This is a genomic window from Robiginitalea sediminis (assembly GCF_002198115.1).
In the GTDB taxonomy this organism is placed as follows: Bacteria; Bacteroidota; Bacteroidia; order Flavobacteriales; family Flavobacteriaceae; genus Robiginitalea; species Robiginitalea sediminis.
The window spans coordinates 30,342-53,775 of record NZ_NGNR01000005.1; the positions used below are offsets into that span (position 1 = coordinate 30,342).

At 58.0% G+C, this 23,434-nt stretch carries 15 protein-coding genes; 12 read left to right on the forward strand and 3 right to left on the reverse strand.

Annotation, left to right across the window (positions count from 1 at the left end; genetic code table 11):
- The first annotated feature begins 42 nt into the window (after positions 1–42).
- The 3 genes from CA832_RS14325 to CA832_RS14335 all read left to right on the forward strand — a co-directional run bounded on the left by CA832_RS14325 (position 43) and on the right by CA832_RS14335 (position 4,617).
- Entirely contained in the window at positions 43–1,230 is a 1,188-nt protein-coding gene (locus CA832_RS14325; protein WP_088342332.1) for an acetyl-CoA C-acyltransferase, read from the forward strand.
- Between the two features lie 29 nt (positions 1,231–1,259).
- Positions 1,260–3,071 carry an acyl-CoA dehydrogenase family protein gene (locus CA832_RS14330; protein ID WP_088342333.1) on the forward strand — a complete coding sequence of 604 codons (1,812 nt, stop codon included), beginning with the start codon at positions 1,260–1,262 and terminating at the stop codon, positions 3,069–3,071.
- 106 nt (positions 3,072–3,177) lie between these two features.
- Positions 3,178–4,617, forward strand: coding sequence for a pyridoxal phosphate-dependent decarboxylase family protein (locus CA832_RS14335; protein WP_088342334.1), 1,440 nt, complete (start codon positions 3,178–3,180; stop codon positions 4,615–4,617).
- Here CA832_RS14335 and CA832_RS14340 read toward each other — a convergent pair.
- Positions 4,595–6,625 carry a dipeptidyl-peptidase 3 family protein gene (locus CA832_RS14340; RefSeq protein ID WP_088342335.1) on the reverse strand — a complete coding sequence of 677 codons (2,031 nt, stop codon included), beginning with the start codon at positions 6,623–6,625 and terminating at the stop codon, positions 4,595–4,597. The two genes, CA832_RS14335 and CA832_RS14340, sit on opposite strands and share 23 nt — an antisense overlap.
- Positions 6,626–6,904: 279 nt before the next feature.
- Positions 6,905–8,707: a glycoside hydrolase family 15 protein gene (locus tag CA832_RS14345; protein WP_088342336.1), complete on the reverse strand. Its 1,803-nt coding sequence runs from the start codon at positions 8,705–8,707 to the stop codon at positions 6,905–6,907.
- A gap of 104 nt (positions 8,708–8,811) precedes the next feature.
- Here CA832_RS14345 and CA832_RS14350 point away from each other — a divergent pair, with 104 nt between their 5' ends.
- From CA832_RS14350 to CA832_RS14375, 6 genes are read left to right on the forward strand one after another with little or no spacing between them, the layout of a single operon-like run.
- A complete protein-coding gene (locus CA832_RS14350; protein WP_088342337.1) occupies positions 8,812–11,022 on the forward strand; it encodes a bifunctional alpha,alpha-trehalose-phosphate synthase (UDP-forming)/trehalose-phosphatase in 2,211 nt (736 codons plus the stop codon).
- A gap of 51 nt (positions 11,023–11,073) precedes the next feature.
- Positions 11,074–11,976 carry a TolB family protein gene (locus CA832_RS14355; protein ID WP_143542404.1) on the forward strand — a complete coding sequence of 301 codons (903 nt, stop codon included), beginning with the start codon at positions 11,074–11,076 and terminating at the stop codon, positions 11,974–11,976.
- Positions 11,973–12,599: a TMEM175 family protein gene (locus CA832_RS14360; protein WP_088342339.1), complete on the forward strand. Its 627-nt coding sequence runs from the start codon at positions 11,973–11,975 to the stop codon at positions 12,597–12,599. Before CA832_RS14355 ends, CA832_RS14360 begins: the two co-directional genes overlap by 4 nt.
- Positions 12,599–13,930 carry a M28 family metallopeptidase gene (locus CA832_RS14365; RefSeq protein ID WP_088342340.1) on the forward strand — a complete coding sequence of 444 codons (1,332 nt, stop codon included), beginning with the start codon at positions 12,599–12,601 and terminating at the stop codon, positions 13,928–13,930. The genes CA832_RS14360 and CA832_RS14365 overlap by 1 nt, the downstream gene beginning before the upstream one ends.
- A gap of 24 nt (positions 13,931–13,954) precedes the next feature.
- Complete coding sequence (locus CA832_RS14370) at positions 13,955–15,586, forward strand: M1 family metallopeptidase (protein ID WP_088342341.1); 1,632 nt, start codon at positions 13,955–13,957, stop codon at positions 15,584–15,586.
- 17 nt (positions 15,587–15,603) lie between these two features.
- Positions 15,604–16,863: a serine hydrolase domain-containing protein gene (locus CA832_RS14375; RefSeq protein ID WP_088342342.1), complete on the forward strand. Its 1,260-nt coding sequence runs from the start codon at positions 15,604–15,606 to the stop codon at positions 16,861–16,863.
- A gap of 70 nt (positions 16,864–16,933) precedes the next feature.
- Here CA832_RS14375 and CA832_RS14380 read toward each other — a convergent pair whose 3' ends face one another.
- Positions 16,934–20,335 (reverse strand): ThuA domain-containing protein, encoded by a 3,402-nt coding sequence (locus CA832_RS14380; protein ID WP_088342343.1) that lies wholly within the window; start codon positions 20,333–20,335, stop codon positions 16,934–16,936.
- Between the two features lie 122 nt (positions 20,336–20,457).
- Here CA832_RS14380 and CA832_RS14385 point away from each other — a divergent pair, with 122 nt between their 5' ends.
- The 3 genes from CA832_RS14385 to CA832_RS14395 are packed head-to-tail and all read left to right on the forward strand — an operon-like array spanning position 20,458 to position 23,422.
- Positions 20,458–21,027 (forward strand): YdeI/OmpD-associated family protein, encoded by a 570-nt coding sequence (locus tag CA832_RS14385; RefSeq protein WP_088342344.1) that lies wholly within the window; start codon positions 20,458–20,460, stop codon positions 21,025–21,027.
- The gene (locus CA832_RS14390; protein ID WP_088342345.1) at positions 21,024–22,415 is read left to right on the forward strand and encodes an amidohydrolase family protein; all 1,392 of its coding nucleotides are present in this window, start codon (positions 21,024–21,026) and stop codon (positions 22,413–22,415) included. Before CA832_RS14385 ends, CA832_RS14390 begins: the two co-directional genes overlap by 4 nt.
- Before the next feature lie 35 nt (positions 22,416–22,450).
- Positions 22,451–23,422, forward strand: coding sequence for a sugar phosphate isomerase/epimerase family protein (locus CA832_RS14395; RefSeq protein WP_088342346.1), 972 nt, complete (start codon positions 22,451–22,453; stop codon positions 23,420–23,422).
- The last annotated feature ends 12 nt before the right edge of the window (positions 23,423–23,434 follow it).

A 23,434-nucleotide genomic window follows, 5' to 3' on the forward strand; every position in this document is an offset into this window, starting at 1 on the left:
GTGCCGATTTGAAAATTTGAAAATGGTAAAAGGAAACAAAGCATGAGAACAGCCTATATCGTAAAAGCATACCGCACTGCCGTAGGTAAGGCGCCAAGGGGTACCTTCCGGTTTAAACGCCCGGATGAACTGGCCGCGGAAACCATCGCCTACCTCATGGAACAGGTCCCTGCCCTGGAAAAATCCAGGATAGACGACGTGATTGTGGGCAATGCGATGCCCGAAGCCGAACAGGGCCTCAATATGGCCCGATTAATCTCCCTTATGGGGCTTGGAATTGAGGATGTGCCAGGGGTAACGGTGAACCGCTACTGCGCCTCCGGCCTGGAGACCATTGCGATGGCTTCGGCCAAGATACAGGCCGGGATGGCCGATTGTATCATCGCCGGGGGAGCGGAAAGTATGAGCTACATCCCCATGGGTGGATACAAACCTGTACCCGACTACGGGCTGGCCAAGGCCGGGCATGAGGACTATTACTGGGGCATGGGGCTTACGGCTGAGGCTGTGGCCCAGCAATACAAGGTCTCCCGAGAAGACCAGGACGCCTTTGCCTATGCGTCCCACCAGAAGGCTCTGAAAGCACAGGCCGAAAACAAGTTCCAATCGCAGATTGTCCCCATTACCGTAGAGCACACCTATGTAAAAAACGGGAAGAAGACCACAGAATCCTACACGGTCTCGGCAGATGAGGGACCACGGGCCGATACCAACCTGGAAGCCCTCGGGCGCCTGCGTCCGGTTTTTGCCGCGGGGGGTAGTGTTACGGCAGGGAACGCCTCCCAGATGAGTGACGGGGCGGCCTTTGCCCTGGTCATGAGCGAGGAACTGGTGAAAGAACTCAACCTGGAGCCCGTGGCCCGGCTGGTGAACTACGCCGCAGTAGGGGTGGAACCCCGCATTATGGGTATCGGGCCTGTAAAGGCCATCCCGAAAGCCCTGAAACTGGCTGGCCTCCAGCAAAAGGACGTAGGGCTCATTGAACTCAACGAGGCCTTTGCTTCCCAATCCCTGGCCGTTATCCGGGAACTGGGCCTGGACCCTGAAATTGTAAACGTAAACGGCGGGGCCATAGCCCTGGGTCACCCCCTGGGGTGTACCGGAGCCAAACTCTCCGTCCAACTCTTCGACGAAATGCGCCAGCGCAAGATGTCCGGCAAATACGGCATGGTAACCATGTGCGTGGGCACCGGGCAGGGCGCCGCAGGGATTTACGAATTCCTGGCCTGATACATTTAAAGAAAATTGAACGACACACCATGAGCACAGAAACCAAAGAGAAAGAACTCCTGCGCGGCGGGCAGTTCATTGTAAAGGAAACGCCCTGCGAGGAGGTCTTCACCCTGGAAGATCTCAGCGAGGAACAGCGCATGATGCGCGAGAGCACCAAGGAATTTGTAGACCGCGAACTCTGGGCCCATTGGGAGCGGTTTGAACAAAAAGACTACGCCTATACCCAGGAGTGCATGCAAAAGGCCGGGGAAATGGGCTTTCTCAGTATTGCCGTCCCGGAAGCCTATGGGGGCATGGGGATGGGCTTTGTGGATACCATGCTGGTGTGCGACTACATCTCCGGGGCCACAGGCTCCTTCAGTACCGCCTTCGGGGCCCATACGGGTATCGGGACTCTTCCCATTACCCTGTACGGAACCGAGGAGCAAAAACAGAAATACGTGCCTAAACTGGCCAGCGGCGAATGGTTCGGGGCCTACTGCCTTACCGAACCGGGGGCCGGTTCTGATGCCAACTCCGGAAAAACCAAAGCCGTTCTCTCCGAAGACGGGACCCACTACAAGATTTCCGGCCAGAAAATGTGGATTTCCAATGCCGGATTCTGCAACCTGTTCATCGTATTCGCCCGGATAGAAGACGACAAGTACATTACCGGGTTTATTGTGGAAAACGACCCGGAAAACGGGATCAGCCTCGGGGAGGAAGAGAAGAAACTCGGGATCCACTCCTCCTCTACCCGCCAGGTCTTCTTCAACGAGACCAAGGTGCCGGTAGAAAACATGCTCTCCGAGCGCGGCAATGGCTTTAAAATTGCCATGAACGCCCTGAACGTGGGTCGGATTAAACTCGCGGCTGCGTGCCTGGAGGCCCAACGCCGGGTGACCAACGAAGCCGTCACCTATGCCAAGGAACGCCAGCAGTTCAAGACCCCCATTATCAACTTCGGGGCCATCAAAGCCAAGATTGCGACCATGGCTACCAATGCCTATGTGGGGGAGTCTGCCTCCTACCGGGCTGCCAAAAATATCGAAGACCGGATTGCCTTACGCGTAGCCGCGGGCAACAGCCATCCGGAGGCGGAACTCAAGGGCGTTGAGGAATACGCCATTGAATGCTCCATCCTGAAGGTTGCCGTTTCGGAAGACGTGCAGCAAACCACCGATGAGGGGATTCAGATCTTCGGGGGGATGGGCTTTAGTGCAGATACTCCTATGGAATCGGCCTGGAGAGATGCCCGTATCGCACGGATCTATGAAGGTACGAATGAAATCAACCGCATGCTTTCCGTGGGCATGCTCATCAAGAAAGCGATGAAGGGCCATGTGGACCTGCTGGGACCGGCCACAGCCGTGGGCGAGGAACTTATGGGTATCCCATCCTTCGACACCCCCGATTTTTCTGCCCTCCTTTCTGAGGAAAAAGATCTGGTGGCCCGCCTGAAAAAAGTCTTCCTGATGGTAGCCGGTAAGGCCGTGCAAACCTACGGTACCGACCTGGAGCAGCACCAGCAACTCCTGATGGCGGCAGCAGACATCCTCATCCAGATCTATATGGCCGAATCTGCGGTACTGCGCGCCGAGAAGAATGCCAAGCGCTTTGGGGAAGAAGCCCAGAAAACGCAAATCGCCATGGCGCGCCTGAACCTGTATGAGGCCACAGAGATCACTATCAGCAAAGCCAAGGAGGCCATCCTTTCCTTTGCCGAAGGCGACGAGCAGCGGATGATGCTGATGGGTCTCAAACGCTTTACCAAATACCACAACCCACCCAAGGTTGGGGCCCTGCGCGAGCAAATTGCCGACGCGGTGGCCGAAGCCGGCGGGTACACCTTTGACTAATTCAGATGCACTACTGGAAACAGAAGTGAGAAGCCGCCTCCCCCACGGGAGGCGGTTTTCGTTTATACGTCTTGCCCGGCAGCGGCATAGCGCCTACATTTAGGCCATGGCAGAAGACATCCTCAAAACGGCTTACGACCCGGCCCGGTTCCGCGAGGCGGGGCATGCCCTTATAGACCAACTGGCCCGTTACCTGCAGGAGGCCAGGAAAGGTCAAGTGCCTGTGTTGCACTACCAGCATCCCGATAAGGAATGGGATCTGTGGCAGGCGTACCTGGAAAAGGGAGACCCTAAGGACCTGTTTGAACGTATCCTGGAACGCACCACCAAGGTCCAGCACCCCAGGTATATGGGGCACCAGGTAGCCCCTCCCATCCCCCTGGCTTCCCTGGCGGCTTTGGTGGGGGGCGTTCTGAATAACGGGATGGCCATATACGAAATGGGGATGGCCCCTACCGCCATGGAGCGGCTGCTTACAGACTGGTTGTGCCGGAAGGCTGGTTTTGGGCCGGAGGCACGGGGCTTTCTGACCAGTGGAGGTACCCTGGCAAACCTGACCGCCTTGCTTGCGGCACGTCGTTCGCGCGGCCGGGAGGACGTCTGGAATAAAGGATACACGTCCAAACAGGCCGTCCTGGTAAGCGAGGCCGCCCATTACTGCATTGACCGCGCAGCGCGGATTATGGGGATGGGCGCTGAGGGGGTCATCCAGATCCCTGTGGACACCAATTACCGCATGGACCCCGCGTATTTGCAGCAGGCCTATGACCAGGCCATTAAAAAAGGCCTGGAGCCCATTGCGCTGGTCGGAAGCGCCCCCTGTACGGCAACCGGCAGTTACGACCCACTGGAACCGCTGGCTGCCTTCTGCAGGCAGCACAACCTCTGGTTCCATATAGACGGGGCCCATGGCGGGGCCGCCATCCTTTCGGAACGCTATAAACACCTGATGGATGGGGTGGCCGGGGCCGATTCCCTGGTGATCGACGGCCATAAAATGATGGGCATGCCCGTTCTGACCACTGCCCTGCTCTTCCGCAATGGAGCCGATTCGTACAATACCTTCTCCCAGCAAGCCGATTACCTCCTCTCGGAAAGCGAGGAGGAAGATTGGTACAATGGGGCCAAACGCACGTTTGAATGCACCAAATTAACAGGCATATTCAGTTGGTTCGCAGTGTGGAAGACGTATGGGGAAGAGCTCTTTACCGCCTACCTGGAGCGCCAATACGACCTGGCCCGCGAAGCTTCGGAACTGATCCGAAGCAGGCCCGGATGGGAACTGGCCTGCCTGCCCCAATCCAATATCCTGTGCTTCCGCTACCTGGCCCCCGGGATGGACGATACCACAGCGGACCAGCTCAATGGAGCCATCCGCCAACACCTTCTGGAAGCGGGCACGTACTACATAGTTCAGACCCGTGTATCGGGCCGGTCCTACCTGAGGACCAGCCTGATGAACCCCTTAACCGGGATCTCGGATATCCGTTCCCTTCTGGATCATATTGAGGGGATAGCGAAGGCTATTCCCCTGTCAGGAAACTGAAACGCGCCGCGTAATCGAGCATCTGGGCTTCGAACGATGCTGGCTGGGTCAGGACCACGTCGGTAACCTCCCCGGTGGCGGGGTCGGTAACCAACTCATAAACCGGGTTCACAAATCCGCTGTAAGGTGCCGAGGTAAACCGGGCATTGCGCTCCAGTACCTGGGCATGCAGTTGTTGGTCTACCTTTACCCCATAACCTTCCACCAACTCTTGGGCGGCCGTATAATCGCCCTCGGACTTGATGCGCTGGGTTTCCCGGAGCAGGTTCCCGAAGAGTTCCCTGAGGCGGTCGTAGTCGCGGATTTCAAAATAGGTCTTCCCATCGCGCTCCACCTTTTCGATTACCCCTTCCGGCTGGCCTTTCTCGAACACCCAGGCGGAAACCCACTGGCGGTTTACCATGTGGTCCTCCTCGATGTCATCCCCGAGTTCGATCCGGATGAGCTGGGTCATCAACCCGTTGCGGATATAGCCGTCATAGGCGGCCATGCCCACCTTGCGGTAGTCGTCCACCAGGCCCAGTTCCTGCAATTTGGGATCCATCAGGTAGTACAGGGCCACCAGGTCTGCCCGGCCTTCCTCAATGGTAGAGCGGTAATTCTTCAACGTTTCCTTGGGTTGGCCAACCCCGGGGTTGATCTGGCCCGAAGCATGCCCCACCACCTCGTGCAGGGCGGTATGCAGTTTATCCCCAAGTTCCCCATAGGCCATTTCCAATTCCACCTCGGTGGAATCGTGGGCAAATTCCCTCAGGCGGCCGGTACCCCCGGCCTGGTTGTAGGCATCGATGATGTTGCCCAGGGAAACGGACTTGCTGCCGTGTTCTACCCGGATCCAGTTGTTGTTGGGCAGGTTTACCCCAATAGGTGTGCTGGGGGAGGCATCCCCGGCTTCCCCGGCAACGATGACGGTTTTATAGGAAACCCCAACCACGTTGTCTTTTTTGTGCTCCTCCATCAGGGGGCTCTGATCTTCGAACCATTGGGCGTTTTCGGATAGTACCGCCATCTGGCGGCTCATTTCGAAATCTTTGATCTGGACAATGGTCTCATAGGATCCCTTGTACCCTTTCGGGTCGTTGTACACCTCTATGAACCCGTTAATCCAGTCGATATTCCCCTCGGTGGAATTCACCCAGGCAATGGCGTATTCGTCCCAGGTATCCAGGCTCCCGGTGCGGTAATAGTCGATAAGCAACTCCAGAGTCCGGGCCTGCTGGGGGTTCTCCGCAACCCCACGGGCCTTTTCCAGCCAGCCGATAATCTCGGCAATGGCAGGGCCGTAGAGGCCGTCCACCTTGTATACCTGCTCGGTGAGTTTCCCGCCTTCGCGGACCAGGCGCGTATTGAGGCCGATTTCAATCGGGCGGCCTTCAGGACCTTTGTCCGCAGCGCTGTAATAGGCCTCCACCTCCGCATCGGTAATATCCGGGCCGTAGAAGTTCACAGCCGATGCCAGGGTATTGTCTGTCCCTTTTTTCTTGTTGACCTTCTTGCTGTCTGCCTCGTTAAAGATGACCTCAAAGGCCTCGCCCTCGAGCACTGCGCCCGTTGCTGTCAAGACCTCCCGAAGGTATTCCGGGGAGAAGCCGGCCGGGATTTTATCGTTGGAATAATGGTGGTGGATACCATTGGAGAACCACACCCGTTTCAGGTAGGTCTCAAAGGCTTCCCACTGGGGGTCCTGGCGATCTCCCTCGTATTGGGTATAAACCTGTTCCAGGGCCTTGCGGATGGCCAGGTTATGGCGGTAGTTCTGGTCCCACATGATATCGCGCCCGGATAGGCCGGCCTGGACCAGATAGTACACCAATTGTTTTTCCTTCAGGGTGAGTTCCTCGAACCCGGGGACGCGGTAACGCAGGATCCGCAGGTCTGCAAACTGGTCTACAACGTATTCGAAGGACGTCTCGGCGTCCGTTGCAATGGCTTCTGTCTGGGGTTCCTGCCGGCAGGATGCCAGGAGGGCAAGCCCGAGAACCAGGCTCGCAAAACGAAGGTTTTTCATGGTTTAAAAATCGGTTTTGGTTAACCTAATAAAGGTACGGAATTACGGGGGAAACGGGAAGGAAAACCCGGGGATTCGAAAGGGGGCCGCCCCCCTCCCCCCACCCGATAAATTAACCACGCGCGGTGCATAATACCAGCAGTACGGCACTAAGGGAAAAAGGCCCATCGATCAGCCCTACGCTTCGGCAGCACCACGACCCACACAGGGTATTATTTTGCCGAGGATTAACCGGAATGCTTCTGAAGTCAGGCCCCACGGCAGGTACCTGGCCACTTCTTAGTTCTTCATGGACTCCAGCATCTTCTCCGTGCGGTCTTTCTGGGAAAAGTTTACGGCGCATTCTATAAGGGCCAGGTGGGAATAGGCCTGAGGGAAGTTGCCCAGCAGCCGTTTGCTCTTAAAATCGATATCCTCGCTGAACAGGCCCAGGTGGTTGCTGTAGGAAAGGAGCTGTTCAAAGAGTTCCCGCGCCCGTTCTTCCTCCCCGATCTTGAACAGGGAGTTGATGAACCAGAAGGTACAGATGGTGAACGAAGATGTGGGCAGGCCAAAATCATCCTCGTTTTTATACCGATACAGCAGTCCGTCGTTGCTCAGTTCCTTCTCAATGGCCCTGACGGTACTCACAAAGCGCGGGTCCCTGGCATGGATAAACCCATAGCTTTCCATGAGCAGGACGGAGGCATCCATGTGGGGGGAACCATAGGATTGGGTAAAGGCCTGTACCTCATCGTTCCAGGCATTGGCCAGGATATCGTTCTTGATTTCCTGCTCCAGGGCCGTCCACCGCTCCAGCTTCCGGTATTTGTTGAAGATCCGGGCAATTTTGATAGCCCGGTCGATGGCCACCCAGCAGAGGACTTTGGAGAAGGTGAAGTGCCGGTCCTCGGTTCGGAATTCCCAGATGCCCTTGTCGGGCTCCTTCCAGTGTTTCTGGACGATCCAGACAATGCCCTTGGTGATGCCCCAGAGTTCCTCCCCATGTTCGATGTCATTGGGAAACCGCACCAGCTGGGTATAAACCACATCCATCAGGATGCCGTAGATGTCGTTCTGGCGTTGTTTGTAGGCGGCATTCCCCACCCGGACCGGCTTGGATCCCTTATACCCTTCAAGGTGGTCCAGGGTATACTCACTCAGCTTTTTTTCCTTGTTGATGCCGTACATGATTTGCAGCTTCTCGTCCTTATCCGGAATCAGGTCTACAATGAACTGCAGGTACCGGCGGGCCACGTTCTTGTGCCCGAGTTCCGAGACGACCTTCACGACCATGGAGGCATCGCGGATCCAGCAGAAGCGGTAGTCCCAGTTGCGCACCTCCCCAATGGTCTCAGGCAGGGAGGTGGTGGCTGCGGCCAGCACGGCCCCGGAGCGCTCGTAGCTCAGGAGCTTGAGGGTTATGGCCGAACGGTGGATCCATTTGTTGTACGCCTTGTAGTCCGGTGTCCGGCTACTCCAGTTAAGCCAGTATACCTTGGTGCGCTCCATCTCGGTATACATCCTTTTGGTGGTGGGCTTGTAGAGTTTCTCGTTATAGGTGACCAGGAAAAAACCATGCTTCTTCAGTACGATCTCCCGGCCCTCCATAACAGCGTTTTTGTTGAAGGAGGTGTAGAGGAAAACCGTATCGTACTGCCTGCCCTGGTTGAGGCTTACCACAAACCCGTGCTTCACGTAGTTTTCGGTAACCCCCTGGGCATACTCCAACCGGGGGTCGTACCCGACCCGGAAGACGGGTTCTCCCTGCACCAGACGGATATACCGCACAATCTCGGGCGGGGCATGGTAGCTGCCGTTGGGTTTGCGATACCTGGGCATAAAATCCCGGACTTCGAAGGTATCCTTCCCGTTGCAATAACGGGTGATGAGCAGGGCCGTATCCCGCTTGTACCGCTGGGTTATAGTGTAGGAATCATCGGTGAGGATTTCGAAACGCCCGCCGTTTTTCTCATCCAGCAGACGCGCAAAGACTGAGGAGGAGTCGAACTCCGGCAGGCAGCACCAGTCCAGGGAGCCGTTTTTCGAGATCAGCGCCGCAGACCGGCAGTTTCCAATTATTCCGTAATCCAGGTTGTCCATAGGGTGCGTTTTCTTTAAAAATGCGGCTTTTCTTGGGTAAACCGCCACAATTTGACGAAATTTAGAGAAAAAGGAACCAAAACTCCATCAAAATCGCGCATTCCATGCCCAAAACTATCATAATCTCAAACCGACTACCCGTACAATTGCAAATCAGCAATGGAAAGCTGGAAGCTACCCCTTCTGTAGGAGGGCTGGCAACCGGCATGAAGTCGGTCCACTCCGATGGGGAAAGTCTCTGGATCGGGTGGAGCGGACTTACGCGGGAGGAGATTCCGGACGGGCTGGAACCCGAAATCGACTCTGCCCTGGCCGGGCATGGCTGCCGCAAGGTCTCCCTCACCCACCAGCAGGTGGAGGGGTTCTACTTTGGCTTCAGCAACCGGACGATCTGGCCCCTGTACCACTACTTCACCGAATATGCGGAATTTGAACTGGCCAATTGGGAAACCTATGTGGAGGTAAACCGCAAATTTGCCGAGGCAATCCTGGAAGAGGCCGGGCCGGAAGACCTGGTGTGGGTACACGACTACCAGCTGATGCTGGTCCCCCAGATGCTGCGCGAAAGACAGCCGGGCCTCACCATTGGGTTTTTTCTGCATATCCCCTTCCCCTCCTATGAGATTTTCCGGACCCTCCCCTGGAGGCGTGAGATCCTGCAAGGGTTGCTGGGGTCGGACCTGATCGGGTTCCACACCTACGACTACGAGCGGCACTTCCTCAGTTCGGTGCGCCGCCTGCTGGGTCTGGAGGTGAGCTTTAACGAAATTTACCTGGAAGGGCGGGCAGTGAAGGTCGATTCCTTCCCCATGGGGATCGATTACGCCAAATTCCACCAGGCCGCACAGGACCATAACCGCCTGGGGAAAGGAAAGGAATCCGACCTGCAACGACGCCTGAACGAGCACAAGGCCTCCACTCCCAATGCCAAGTATTTCCTCTCCATAGACAGGCTGGACTACACCAAGGGGATTGCCCAGCGACTGAAAGCCTTCGAGTATTTCCTGAAGAAATACCCCCAGTACAGGGAGAAGGTGCGCCTGATCATCCTCGCAGTGCCCTCCCGTTCCAAGGTCCCCCAATACCAGCGCCTGAAAAAGGAGATCGACGAACTGGTCGGCCGCATCAATGGGGAGTGGTCTACGGTGAGCTGGACCCCGATCTGGTACTTCTACCGCTCTCTGCCTTTCGAAAGCCTGATAGATTTGTACACTTCCTGCGATATTGCCTGGCTAACCCCCATCCGCGACGGGATGAACCTGGTGGCCAAGGAGTATATCGCCACGCGAACCGACCAAAGCGGGGTCCTGATCCTCAGCGAGATGGCGGGGTCTGCCAATGAGATGCACGAGGCCTTACTGATCAACCCCAACAATTTCGAGCAGATTGCCGAAGCCTTATACCAGGCCATCAACATGCCCCTGGAGGAGCAGCGCGCCCGCAACGCCCCCATGCAGAAACGGCTGGAACGCTATAATGTGGAGAAATGGGCGAATGATTTTGTGGATTCCCTGAAAACCCAGAAGAGCACCGATTTCTCCCACGTAGCCCTGAAACTTAGTGTGGACAAGACCGAGGACCTGATGCGCGCCTACCGGGAGGCCGGCAGCCGGATTTTGTTCCTGGACTACGACGGCACCCTGGCAGGCTTCCGAACCGATCCGCAAAAGGCAACCCCGGACGAGGAACTCTACGCCCTCCTGGATGAATTGGCCCAACAGAGCCGCACGGATTTCTTCCTGATCAGCGGGAGGGACAAAGACACCTTCGGCCGGTGGTTTTCGGACCGGAGGTATTCCATGATTGTGGAGCACGGGGTGTGGATTTCGGAGAAAGGAAGGGAATTCAGCATGCTGGAAAATGTCAAAAACACCTGGATGGATAAGATACGGCCCGTCCTGGAATCCTTTGTGGACCGGACCCCCGGCAGTTTTATCGAGGACAAGAACTATTCCCTGGCCTGGCATTACCGCAATACCGACCCGGATTTCGGGCAAAAACGGGCCTCCGAGCTGAACACCGTGCTGACCTCCCTGATCGCCAACGACGATTTAAGCGTACTCAATGGGAACAAAGTCATGGAAATCAAAAGCAGCAATGTAAACAAGGGCCGTGCGGCCATGCGGATGATCGGCCGCAAACCCTACGACTTCGTTTTTGCCATCGGGGACGACTGGACAGACGAATTCATGTTCCAGGAACTGCCCGAAACGGCCGTGACGGTAAAGGTCGGCCGGATGAAAACCCATGCAAAATACTATGTGGACGGCATAGGGGCCGTGCGGGAGCTGCTCCGGCGATTCGCTGAAATCTGAACCGTTTTTACGCCTTGGATAACCCATGGGAAAGTGCTACTTTAACCTTCTATGAGCCCGTTGTCCGGCATCCTGCCCTATACCCGCAGTATATTCCTGGCCACAATCCTGTTTTCAGGGAGTCTGGGGCACCTGTGGGCACAACCCGATACCGAGGTGTTCCTGGCCCGGCTGGCCCGGGAAGACGGGCGCTATGTCCTGCAGGAGGCCACCAATATCAGCGGGAATCCCGGGTACGACAACCAGCCCTTTTTCCTGGCGGACAGCCCGGAACTCTTATACGCCCGCACCCGCAACGGACAGACCGATATCGCACGGTATAACTTCATTACCGGCAGCCTGCAATGGCTTTCAGACACCCCCGGGGGCGGTGAATATTCGCCCATGCCCATACCGGACTCCGATGCCGTTGCGGCCATCCGGCTCGACACCACCGGCCTGCAACGCCTCTACCGCTACCAGAATGGCGGGCAGCAGGTGGTTATGGAAGAGCTGAAGATTGGCTACCAGGTGTGGACCGGCCCCGACCTTCTGGTATGCACGGTCTTGCGGGAGGACGGCATGGACCTGGTGGTCGCGCGGCCTTCGGACCAAAGCGCCTATACCTACCAGAAAGGCGTAGGCAGGAGTCTCGCCCGGATCCCGGGAAGCCCCCTGGTGAGTTATAGTAGTGTGGAAGACGGGCAGACCTGGCTCAGATCCATGGACCCGAATTCCGGGGCTACGGAGCGGATTGTCCCCCTGCCGGAAGGGGTACAGGATATCGCATGGCTGCCGGACGGGTCCCTGATCTGCGGGGGCACCAATGAATTGCTGCGCCTGCGGCCCGGTACCGATTCCACCTGGCAACCCTGGCACCGCTTTGGCGGGGAGGTGGGACGCATCACCCGCCTGGCCGTTCGCGAGAACGGGGGATACCTGGCCATGGTCGCCCAAAAACCGGAAGCCCCATGAATGTGCCTCACCACGGCAGCCGCCTGCAGGCCTTCAGCGACGGCGTCTTCGCTTTTGCCGCCACCCTTATGGTCGTGAGTTTCGACCTGAACAGCGGGGTCCGGGTACTGCTTTCCCAGTGGGCAGACCTGGTGGCCTTCGGGGTAAGCTTTTTTGTACTGGTTGCCCTTTGGGTGGTCCATTATAACTATTTCCGGCGCTCCGGCTATGTGGATTACTGGATCATTACCTTTAACAGCCTTCTGCTCTTTGTAGTGCTGTACTATGTCTTCCCCCTGAAATCCCTGGTCAAATCCTGGCTTGGGGAGGAGGGCCTTACCCGGCAGGGCCTGGCGGACCTTTTCCAGCTGTACAGCATAGGCTTTGCCTTGATTTTCCTCTGCTACAGCCTGATGTACTTCAGGGCCTTTAAGAAAGAACGCGGGCTGGACCGCGGTATGACCCTGCTGTTCTATGCCCGGCATTTTTTTATCTATGTGCTGATGGGACTGGCATCTGTTTTGCTTTCCTTTCTCGGCGCAGGGCTGGAGTACGGGCTTCCCGGCTTTGTGTATGCCCTCCTGGGTCCCCTATGCTATGCGCACTCCAAATGGTTTGAACGAAAATTTACCCCCATAGATTAATGAAAAATACCTTTTTTACACTCTGTCTTTTTGCGGCCACCACCCTGGGCGCACAAACCGATACCCGCTTGTACGATATCATAGATGCCGTCTCGGTGGAGCGGCTGCAGGCCGATATCGGAACCCTGGCCGGATTTGGTACCCGCCACACCCTTAGCGACACCGTGTCGCAAACCCGGGGTATTGGCGCGGCCCGGCGCTGGATCAAAGCGGAATTCGACCGGATATCTGCCTCCTGCGGCGGGTGCCTGGAGGTTTTCTACCAGCGCAACCTGGTCAAGGCCGGGGAAAACAACCGCATCCCCAGGGATGTCTGGGTGGTGAACGTGGTGGCCATTCAAAGGGGTACCCGTTACCCGGACCGCTATGTGATGATGAGCGGGGATATCGACTCCCGGGTGAGCGATGCCAACGATTTCACCTCCGATTCCCCGGGGGCAAATGACAATGCCAGCGGGATGGCCGGGGTATTGGAAGCCGCCCGCGTGCTTTCCCGGCACAAATTTCCGGGAAGCATCGTATATGCGGGGCTGTCCGGGGAAGAACAGGGGCTCTTCGGGGGGCGCGGCCTTGCGGCCTATGCCCAGGAACAAGGCTGGAACCTTGTCGGGGTCCTGAACAACGATATGATCGGGAACACCCGCGGGGTAGACGGGGTGGTCTCCAACCGGGATTTCCGGATTTTCTCCGAACCCGTACCCCCAACGGAAACCGAAAGGGAACGGCGCGCACGACGGTTTTACGGAGGGGAGGTCGATGGTATTTCCCGCCAGTTGGCGCGGTATATCTACCGGACCACCCGGACCTACATGCCGGAGATGAACCCCATGCTGATCTATCGCCTGGACCGTTTCGGAAGGGGCGGTCACCACAGGCCCTTTAACGACCTGGGGTTTGCCGGGGTCCGGATTATGGAAGCCCATGAGAACTATACCCAGCAACACCAGGATATCCGCGTGGAAGACGGCATCCGCTATGGGGACCTGCTGGAATATGTGGATTTCGGATATACGGCCAAACTAACCGCTGTCAACGCCATTGCCCTGGCCAGCCTGGCCTCGGGTCCTCCGGCTCCTGAGAAGGTGGAAATCGGAGGGGTGGTGGAACCGGCTGCCCGGTTGCGGTGGGAGGCCGTTCCCGGTGCCGTGGGTTACAAGGTGTACTGGAGGGATACCACCTCCCCCACCTGGGACCATTTCCGCTACGTAACCGGCGCTACGGAAACCACCCTGGAAGGGATCGTTATCGATAATTTCTTCTTTGGGGTAGCAGCCGTAGGCGCCGACGGGCACGAAAGTCCGGTACGCTTTCCTACAGGCGTTTTCCGGTAATTCATCAAATGCTAATACAATTCTATGACTCGCAGAACGCTTTATTCCCTGGCCCTTTGCTTCCTGGCCGGGCTTCACCTTACGGCCCAGGAGGGGTTCACCCGACAGGATACCCTGCGCGGGAGCATTACCCCGGAACGCAGCTGGTGGGACCTCACCTATTATGACCTGAGTCTGGAAGTGGACCCGAGCGCCCGGTTTATCTCGGGCAGCAACACCATCGGGTACACCGTACTGGAACCCGCCAGGCGGATGCAGGTAGACCTCCAAGCCCCGTTAGTGCTGGAAGCGGCCTGGCAGGACGGGCAACCCCTGGAGGTGCAGCACGAGGGGAATGCCCACTTCATCGCCCTGGCCTCCGACCAGCAGCCGGGCTCCTACCGGGAGGTGGTGGTCCGGTACTCGGGTACGCCCCGGGAGGCGGTACGCGCACCCTGGGACGGGGGCTTTTCCTGGAAGCAGGACAGCAAGGGGCTGCCTTTTGTGGCCACCTCCTGCCAGGGGCTGGGCGCCAGTGCCTGGTGGCCCAATAAAGACCATATGTACGACGAGGTAGACTCCATGGCCATCCGGGTAACCGTCCCTAAACCTCTTTTTGAAGTCTCCAACGGGCGGTTGCTTAGGATCGAGGAAGGGGACAGCACGCGGACCTTCCACTGGTTTGTCTCCAACCCCATCAACAACTACGGGGTAAATGTGAACATCGGGGATTATGTGCATTTCGGGGAGACCTACGCCGGGGAAAAGGGGCCGCTGGATCTGGATTACTACGTCCTGCGGGAAAACCTGGAAAAAGCCCGGGAACAGTTCAAACAAACAACCCTGATGCTGGAGGCCTTTGAACACTGGTTTGGCCCCTATCCGTTTTACGAGGACAGCTTTAAACTGGTGGAAGTCCCCTACCTGGGGATGGAACACCAGAGCTCGGTGACTTACGGCAACGGGTACCAGAACGGGTACCGGGGGTACGACCTCTCCGGAAGCGGCTGGGGCCTGAAGTTCGATTTTATTATCATCCACGAAGCGGGCCATGAGTGGTTTGCCAACAACATTACCTATCGGGACGCTGCAGATATGTGGATCCACGAGGGCTTTACCGCCTACAGCGAAAACCTCTACCTGGATTACCACTTTGGCAACCAGGCCGCCTCGGAATACGTTATCGGGACGCGCCGCAATATCCAGAACGACCGCCCGGTGATCGGGACCTATGGGGTGAACCAGGAAGGCTCCGGGGATATGTACTACAAAGGGGCCAACATGCTGCATACCTTACGGCAATTGCTAGAGGACGATGGGCTCTGGCGCAGCATCCTCAGGGGGCTCAATACCGATTTCTACCATCAGACGGTTACCACCCAGCAGATAGAAAACTACCTCAGCGAGAAGACCGGAAAAGACCTCTCGTCCTTTTTTGACCAGTACCTGCGCACGGTTCTGATCCCCAACCTGGAGTACCGCAGGGAAGGGGGAAAACTTCATTTCCGGTATACAGACACCGTGGAGGGTTTTGATATGCCCATCCGGGTTTTTGTGGACGGGCAGTCCCAATGGCTATTCCCCTCCTCCCAATGGAAAACCGAAGCCCTGGCTGAAGGGGCCTCCCTGGAATTCGATCCGAACTTCTACATCACTACTACAGCAGTAACCCCCTGACCTGAACCCCCTGTAAGATGAAAAAAACACACCTCCTTCCGATAGTGGCACTGATGGCCCTTTCGTGCCGAACAGAAACACCCCCCGAGAGCCCCCGGGTAATGGCACCCCAAGCCCTGGGTCGTGTGGATTCCCTCCTGCAGGCCACCGTGGCCAGCGGGCAAGTGGCAGGGATTTCCGCCCTCATCTTCGAAAAAGGGGAAGAGGCCTATTTCGGGGCCTATGGCTATGCCAACCGGGCCGACAGCATCCCGATGGCCCGAAACACTATCGTGCAGATCTATTCCATGACCAAACCCCTTACCGGCACTGCCCTGATGACCCTTTACGAAGACGGGGCCTTTGCCCTGGACGACCCGCTTGCCCAATATGCCCCGGAATTCGCAGCGATGAAGGTGTACACCGGGATAGACAGCGAAGGACGGATGCAAACCGAGCCGGCTCGCAGCCCTATCACCATCCGCGACCTCACCCGCCATACCGCAGGCTTTCCCAACCGTCCGGACATCCCGGGCCTGAGCGAGGCCCTGGCTGAGGCGGCCCCCCTGGACCGGGGGAAAACCCTGGAGGAGATGGCCGCGGCTTTTGCGTCCATCCCGCTTTGGTTCCACCCGGGTACCCAATGGGAATACGGCCCCAGCGTGGATATGCAGGCCTTCCTGACCGAGCGCCTCTCCGGGATACCCTTTGATGACTACCTGCGCCGGCAGGTCCTGGACCCCCTGGGCATGACCCATACCCGGAGGATAGTCCCGGAAAACGACCGCAACCGGTTCTCGGCCATGTACCGCCTGGAGGAGGACGGAGCGCTGACCCAGTTGCCGGACAGCCTTTCCAAAATTGAACATTTCCAGGCCTGGCCCCTGCAGCGGGGCGGGTGGGGCCTTTCCTCCACCCTGGACGACTATATGCGTTTTGCCCGGATGCTCCTGGGTAAGGGCAGCCTGGACGGGGTACAGGTACTCCGGCCCGAAACCGTGGCCCTTATGGCCACCAACCACCTTCCGGACAGCGTACAGGAGCGTTCCTGGCTGCCGAGCAAGGGGCAGGTGGGCTTCGGGATTGACTTTGCCGTGCGGGTGGCACCCCCGGCCTCGGCCTCCGAAAACAACGGGGTAGTTGGGGAATTCTTCTGGGATGGGGCCGCCAGTACGCTGTTCTGGGTAGACCCGGCCAACGACCTGGCAGCGGTGCTCTTCGTCCAACTCTTCCCCTACGACCCCATAGGGTTGCACAAGAATTTCCGGGATGCCGTATACGGGCCTATACCGGAATAGTCTTTACAACTACTAAAACAAAAAAGGGGCGCCGGTGGCACCCCTTTTCTATGCTTCGGTTTTTGTTTTCCTACTGGAACTGGATGCCCACCAGAGCTACCAACCCGGGATCTTCGCTCTCGTGCCGCTTGTAGGTCAGGTACAGGGTCTGCCGGCCCTGCTGGGGCTTGGAGAAGACCACGGGGATACCTGTCCCCTGCCCGGCCTGGGGCGTCGTTAAAGCCCCCGAGCCAATGACCTCCCCTTCCGGGCTGCCCAGGCGGATCTCAAAATCGGCCCCTGCGGTGGGTGGGGCTTGCCAGCCTGCCATCAGCAAGAGCATATTAACCCCTGTAAGGTCGTAGTTTTCCAGTTTCAGGTACCCTTCCCCCGCATTGAGCAGGGCCAGGTCCATGGCCCCGAAGGACATGGCCTGCATCCCTTCCATCTCCATATCGTCTTTGGGGGAAATACTATTCCCTGTCATCGCGATGGAGGCTGCGCCGGTAAGGGCTTTTATGCCGTTGGAACCCTGGTCGGTATAGGTGGCCGTCAGGATCATGGTGTTGGCTGCCTGGGAAGCATCCGGAAGTATGGTTCCCGAAGGCGGGAGCGATGGCGCCCGCTCGCGGGTATCGGCCAGGGAGAGAATGTAGGTGGCGATTTGCCGCGCTTCCTCCGTGCTGACATCGGGGTGGGCGGGCATCACCACTTCGCCCCAGACCCCGCTGCCGCCCTGCTGGATCTTCTCCGTCAGGTAGCGGATATTGGTGTTGCGGCGGCCTTCCTGGTATTTTTCGGAGACCTGCATATAGGGCGGGCCAATGGAAGCCTCCTGCTCCTTGTGGCAGGACTTGCAGTCCAGGCTCTGGGTAAGCGCCTTCCCGGTAATGGCCGCAGTGGCCTGCAGGTGCCCGAAGTTGCGGGAACTGTCGTCCATCCCTTCCCGGTAATCGACCGAAATGTAGTAGCTGCCCTCTTCCAGGGCCACTTCCTGCCCTTCGTCCATGACAGACACGTTGTATTTCACAGGAACGCCGGGGATAAAGAACGACTCGTTGCCGCCTTCCAGGGAGATGCGGACCTCGGGCCTGCTGTTGCCCACGAAAAAGGTCTCCCGGGCTGCTTCGGAAATCATCCCGTCGGCATCCATGGCCTGGGCTGTAAGTTCGAATTCCCCGGTCTGCTGGAAGGTGTATTCCAGGGAGGGGGTGTCGGTGACCACGCTGTCGGCCTCGCCTATCCGCCAGAGATAGCGCATAGCATCCCCTTCCAGGTCCTCGGCCTTGAGGGTTGCGTTAATGGTAAGGGGGGCCTGCCCGGAGGTCAGGTCCACTTCCAGGCCCTCGAGCATGGGCGGGCGGTTGCCCCCGTTAAACTCGATATAGCTCAGCCCGCTGTTGTCGTTTTTGGTAAACCAGCCGGTCCCGTATTCCAAGAGGTAGATACGCCCGGACGGGGCCACCTCCATATCTATGAGGTTGTACAGTTTGATATCTTCTGCAAAGGGCTCCATCTTGTTGAAGGTCCCGTCCTCAAAGAGGTGTACCGCCTTCATCCAGCCGCGCATCCAGTCGTAGACCAGGACCTTGCCGTCGTAATAGTCCGGCAGGGATCCTTCCCCGTTGTAAAGGTCTTTGTAATAGGCCGGGCCTGCCATGGCATTACGCCCTCCCGAGGCTACCTGGGGAAATTCCGCACTGGCCTCGTAGTGGTAGTACACCATAGCGGGCTGGGCGGGCGGGAGTTCCCGAAGCCCCGTGTTGTTGCGGGAATCGTTGATGGGTCGTTCCGGGTCGAAAGCCTCCCCGCTCTGTCCGGTGGCATAGTCGTAGTCCACATACGGCTTGTTGTTGGCGATAAACAGCGGCCACCCAAAGTTGCCGGCCTGCCGCGCCTGGTTGATTTCGTCGTACCCCCTCGGGCCGCGGGTTTGGAGGCTGTCGGCCCGGGAGTCCGGCCCTACATCGCCCCAGTAGACGTAGCCGTTTTTAGGGTCTACCGAAATCCGGTACGGGTTGCGGTGGCCCATAGTATAGATTTCCGGGCGGGCACCTTCGGTACCCACCGGGAAGAGGTTGCCTTCCGGGATATCGTAGGAGCCGTCCTCGTTTACGCGGATACGGAGGATTTTTCCCCTCAGGTCGTTCGTGTTACCGGAGGAACGACGGGCATCATACTGCTCGCTTCCGGGCAGGTCGTTCAGGGGGGCAAACCCGCTGTTCACATACGGTACGTCTGCCTGGTTAAAAGGGGTGGAATTATCCCCGGTGGAAAGGTAAAGCAGGCCGTCGCCCCCGAAGGCAATGGAGCCCCCGGTATGACAACAGATCTCCCGGTCACTTTTCACGTCGAGGATGACCTGTTCGCTATCCAGGTCGAAGATGCCGTTTTCGAATTTAAAACGCGAAAGGCGGTTGACCTCTTCATCGCCCGTGGGCGCATAATACACATAGATCCAGTGGTTGTTGGCGTAATCCGGGTCCTTCTGAAGGCCCATTACCCCTTCTTCCGCATTGACTCCGGGGGTATGCAGGGTCTTGTGGTAGACATCCAGAAAGGCCACTTGTCTCAACTCGCCGGTGGCCTGCTCATAGAACATGATTTCCCCCCGGCGCTGAGAAATGAGGATATCCTCCCCCGGGAGGATGGCCATTTCGGTGGGCTCGAAGAACTCGCCCTGGATGAGTTGTACCTTGGCAAAGCGGTTGGCCTCCGGCGGGATCTGGGAATGCGCCCTGGCGTAATCCAGCTCCAGATTCTCCCCGATGGCATACTGGATGCCCCCCAGCAGGTGCTTCAGGTACAAGTCCTCGGAAAAGCTGGCATCGGTATGCCCCAGGGCGGTGTAAAAGGCGCGGCCCCCGTCGTACTCGTGGTACCAGGCCATGGGGTGGTAATCCCCGTTCTCCCCGCCTTCGTACGTGCTTTCATCTATGGTAAGCAGCACATTCACCTCCGGGTTCATGTTCTTGAAATTGTACATCTCATCGGTGCGGTGCCATACGGAATCCTGGAAAAAGGAAGTGGCCGGGTGGTTCATATCCTCCACGATAAAATCGGCCTCCGGTGTGCCTGCAGGGTGACTCTGGAAATAAGCCCCTGCTAACTTGCCGTACCAGCCCCAATCGTATTCGGTGTCGGTGGCGGCGTGGATTCCCACATAGCCACCCCCAGCCTGGATGTAACGCTCAAAGGCAGCCTCCTGGGCCGCATTGAGGACATCCCCCGTGGTGGAGAGAAAAATCACGGCGCTGTACTGCCTCAAATTCTCTTCGGTAAAGCGGTCTGCATTTTCGGTTGTATCTACCTCGAACCCGTTTTGGGCCCCCAGCCCCTTAATGGCTTCTATTCCGGCCGGGATGGAGGCATGGCGGAATGCCATGGTTTTACTGAACACCAGAACCTTGGGCGGTCCGGGGCGCTTCTTGTCACAAGAAACAGCAAAGGCCCCAACCAGGAGGGCCAACAGGACAATTCGAATGGCTTTCATCTAAGGAAATCGTTTGCGTTTGTTTGTTCGGAAGTGCTAAATGTACAATTTACACGTATTCCGCTCCAAATTCCCCGGAACTTTATCGTAATTTTAAGAGTCCCCGTTTTATTTGAAACAAATTGGATCTGGAAACCCTTTATTTTTCGCATGCCGACCCCTGGAGGGGATGGCTGGAGCAATACCATGAGCAGCGCTCCGGGGTGTACCTGATCTTCTACAAAATAGACCACCCCAAGCCCAGTATGCGCTGGGAAGAGGCCGTGCAGGAAGCCCTGTGTTTCGGGTGGATCGATTCTACGGTGAAAAGCCTGGGCGGGGGCAAGCGGCAGCAGTATTTCTGCCCGCGGAAACCGGGAAGCGCCTGGAGCCGGGTCAACAAGCGGTATATCGCGAAGCTGGAGCAAGCCGGACGGATGCACCCCAGCGGGCTGGCCCGGGTGCAGGAGGCCCGGCAGGACGGTTCCTGGACGGCCCTGGACGGGGTCGAAAACGGCGATATCCCCCCCGACCTCCTGGCTGCCTTTAAACCGTATCCCGAGGCCCTGGCCTTCTTTCAGTCCCTGAGCCGGACCTATATGAAAAGCTACCTGTACTGGCTCTTCCAGGCCAAGCGGCAGCAGACCCGGGACAAACGCATCGGGGAAATCATCGCCTGCTGCCGGGCAGGCCAGAAATCGCGTAACCCATGAAGCACGTAACCTTCTTTTCCGTTTGCTGTCTGGTCCTCCTGCTGGGGGGATGCCAAGGCGGCCCAAGCCCCGAACAAGCAGGCGGGGACCTGCTAATCCGCAATGTCCACCTGGTGGATGTGGAAAATGGCCGCATCCTGGAAGGGCAGCAGGTGGTCATAGACAGCGGCCGCATCTCGCGGATTGAACCGCTTGCTGCAGATACTTCTGGCTATGGAAACATCATCGATGGCGGGGGCGGCTACCTCATGCCCGGGCTAACCGAAATGCACGCCCATATCCCTTCCCCCCCGGCAGACCCCCAATGGATACAGGACGCCCTGTTTTTATACATGGCCGGCGGGGTAACCACCATCCGGGGTATGCTGGGCCACCCGGCCCACCTGGAACTCCGGGAGGCAGCGGAATCCGGTGCGGCCAACAGCCCCAGAATCATCACCTCCAGCCCGTCCCTGAACGGCAATACCGTGCCCACACCAGAAGCGGCCCGCACCCTGGTGAGCCAATACGCAGCCGAGGGGTATGATTTCCTGAAAATCCACCCGGGTATCCCCAGGGTAGCCTTCGACACCCTGGTTGCCACAGCCCGGGAGGCCGGGATCCCCTTTGCCGGGCACGTGCCGGTGGCGGTGGGGATCCGCCATGCCCTGGAGAGTGGTTATGCCACCATAGACCATGTAGACGGCTACCTGGAAGGGTTGGTCCCGGAATCTGACGGCGTAGCCCCGGACCAGAACGGGTTTTTCGGTTTTAACTTCACCGACCTGGCCGACACCACAAACCTGGCCGGCCTGGTGGCCCTTACCCGGGAGAAGCAGGTCTGGGTGGTCCCCACCCAAAGCTTGTTTGAACGCTGGTTTGCCCCCACCGATGCCGACAGCCTGCTGGCCCAGCCCGAAATGCGCTACATGCCACAGGCCATAAAGGACGGGTGGGCGAGTACCAAGGCCCAGTATATGGAAAGCCCGCAGTGGGACCCACAAAAGTGGGAGCGCTTCGACCGGCTTCGGCTGCAGCTCATCTACCGCTTGTACCGGGACGGATACGGGTTGCTGCTCGGGTCCGACGCCCCCCAGGTATTTAACGTACCAGGCTTCTCCCTCCACCATGAAATAGCCGGGATGCAGCGCGCAGGCATCCCCCATGCGGAAATCCTGCGCATGGGCACCCTCTACCCCGCCCGGTTCTTTGGCCTGGAAGGTGAAATAGGCACCCTGGAGGCCGGCAAACAGGCCGAGTGCATTCTGCTTGGTTCCAATCCGCTGGAAGACCCCGGCGCGATCAGGGACCTGAGGGGCGTGATGCGCCAGGGCCGGTGGATGGATGCCCATGAACTTGAAGAAAACCTGGAGGCAATCGCCCGGCGATATGCACAGAATAGTCCGTAACAGTTCTCCCCCTTCCCCTCACTACCTTTTTACCGATGAAACGAAAGACTTTTATTCAACAGACAGCCCTCGGAGCCCTGGCCTCCATGACCCTGCCCCGCCTTTTGGCGGCAGACCCCGTAAAAAGCAGCCCTTTGGGGCGGATCGAAAACATCGGAATCCAGCTTTTTTCCATTCCCAAATGGCTGGAAGAGGCCCCGCAGCAAACCCTGGAGCGGCTTGCTGCCATGGGGTATGACGAAATAGAACTCTACGGCCCCTACCCGTTTACCGTGGAAGCCGTAAAAGCGCAATGGGAAAGCCTGGCCCCTGCCCTGGGGTTCTCAGCAAGTGGGTTCTTCGGGCAGGACCCCAAGGACTTCAAGGTCTGGGCCAACCAGGCCGGGCTGCGCATCCCCTCTATGCATACGGACCTGGATACCCTGGAAACCCGGATGACAGAGTTGGGCGCTGCCGCCCAGAAAATGGGGGCATCCTATGTGGTGCTTCCGGCTATCCCCGAGGCGCGCCGCCAAACCCTGGACGACTATAAACGGATGGCCGACACCTTTAACGCCATCGGGGCCGAGGCACGGCGGCATGGGGTCCGGTTTGGCTACCACAACCACGGGTATGGCCTGCAACCCATGGAGGGCACCATCCCCTTCGAATGGCTGGTTGAGCACACAGACCCCGAGAACGTCTTTTTGGAAATGGATATTTTCTGGACGGTGGCAGGGAAGGCAGACCCCTTGGAATACCTTAAAAAATACGCGGGCCGCTACCGGATGCTCCACCTGAAAGACATGAAGGCCCTGCAACACTTTGCAGGAGACGGCGGCACCCCCCAGGAGTGGATGGCCCTTTTCCCCAATATGGCTCCGGCAGGCACCGGGGTGCTGGACCTGGAGGGCATTGTGGAAACCGCCCTGGCGACCGGGGTGGAACACTATTTTGTGGAACAGGATATGGCCCCCAACCCGGAAGCCGAACTCCCCCTGAGCCACGACTACCTGGACCAATTGTAGCCCTGCGTTAAA

Coding starts and splice junctions, on each gene's coding strand:
- CA832_RS14325 (WP_088342332.1), top strand. CDS start 43: ATGAGAACAGCCTATATCGTAAAAGCATACCGCACTGCCGTAGGTAAG.
- CA832_RS14330 (WP_088342333.1), top strand. CDS start 1,260: ATGAGCACAGAAACCAAAGAGAAAGAACTCCTGCGCGGCGGGCAGTTC.
- CA832_RS14335 (WP_088342334.1), top strand. CDS start 3,178: ATGGCAGAAGACATCCTCAAAACGGCTTACGACCCGGCCCGGTTCCGC.
- CA832_RS14340 (WP_088342335.1), bottom strand. CDS start 6,625: ATGAAAAACCTTCGTTTTGCGAGCCTGGTTCTCGGGCTTGCCCTCCTG.
- CA832_RS14345 (WP_088342336.1), bottom strand. CDS start 8,707: ATGGACAACCTGGATTACGGAATAATTGGAAACTGCCGGTCTGCGGCG.
- CA832_RS14350 (WP_088342337.1), top strand. CDS start 8,812: ATGCCCAAAACTATCATAATCTCAAACCGACTACCCGTACAATTGCAA.
- CA832_RS14355 (WP_143542404.1), top strand. CDS start 11,074: ATGAGCCCGTTGTCCGGCATCCTGCCCTATACCCGCAGTATATTCCTG.
- CA832_RS14360 (WP_088342339.1), top strand. CDS start 11,973: ATGAATGTGCCTCACCACGGCAGCCGCCTGCAGGCCTTCAGCGACGGC.
- CA832_RS14365 (WP_088342340.1), top strand. CDS start 12,599: ATGAAAAATACCTTTTTTACACTCTGTCTTTTTGCGGCCACCACCCTG.
- CA832_RS14370 (WP_088342341.1), top strand. CDS start 13,955: ATGACTCGCAGAACGCTTTATTCCCTGGCCCTTTGCTTCCTGGCCGGG.
- CA832_RS14375 (WP_088342342.1), top strand. CDS start 15,604: ATGAAAAAAACACACCTCCTTCCGATAGTGGCACTGATGGCCCTTTCG.
- CA832_RS14380 (WP_088342343.1), bottom strand. CDS start 20,335: ATGAAAGCCATTCGAATTGTCCTGTTGGCCCTCCTGGTTGGGGCCTTT.
- CA832_RS14390 (WP_088342345.1), top strand. CDS start 21,024: ATGAAGCACGTAACCTTCTTTTCCGTTTGCTGTCTGGTCCTCCTGCTG.
- CA832_RS14395 (WP_088342346.1), top strand. CDS start 22,451: ATGAAACGAAAGACTTTTATTCAACAGACAGCCCTCGGAGCCCTGGCC.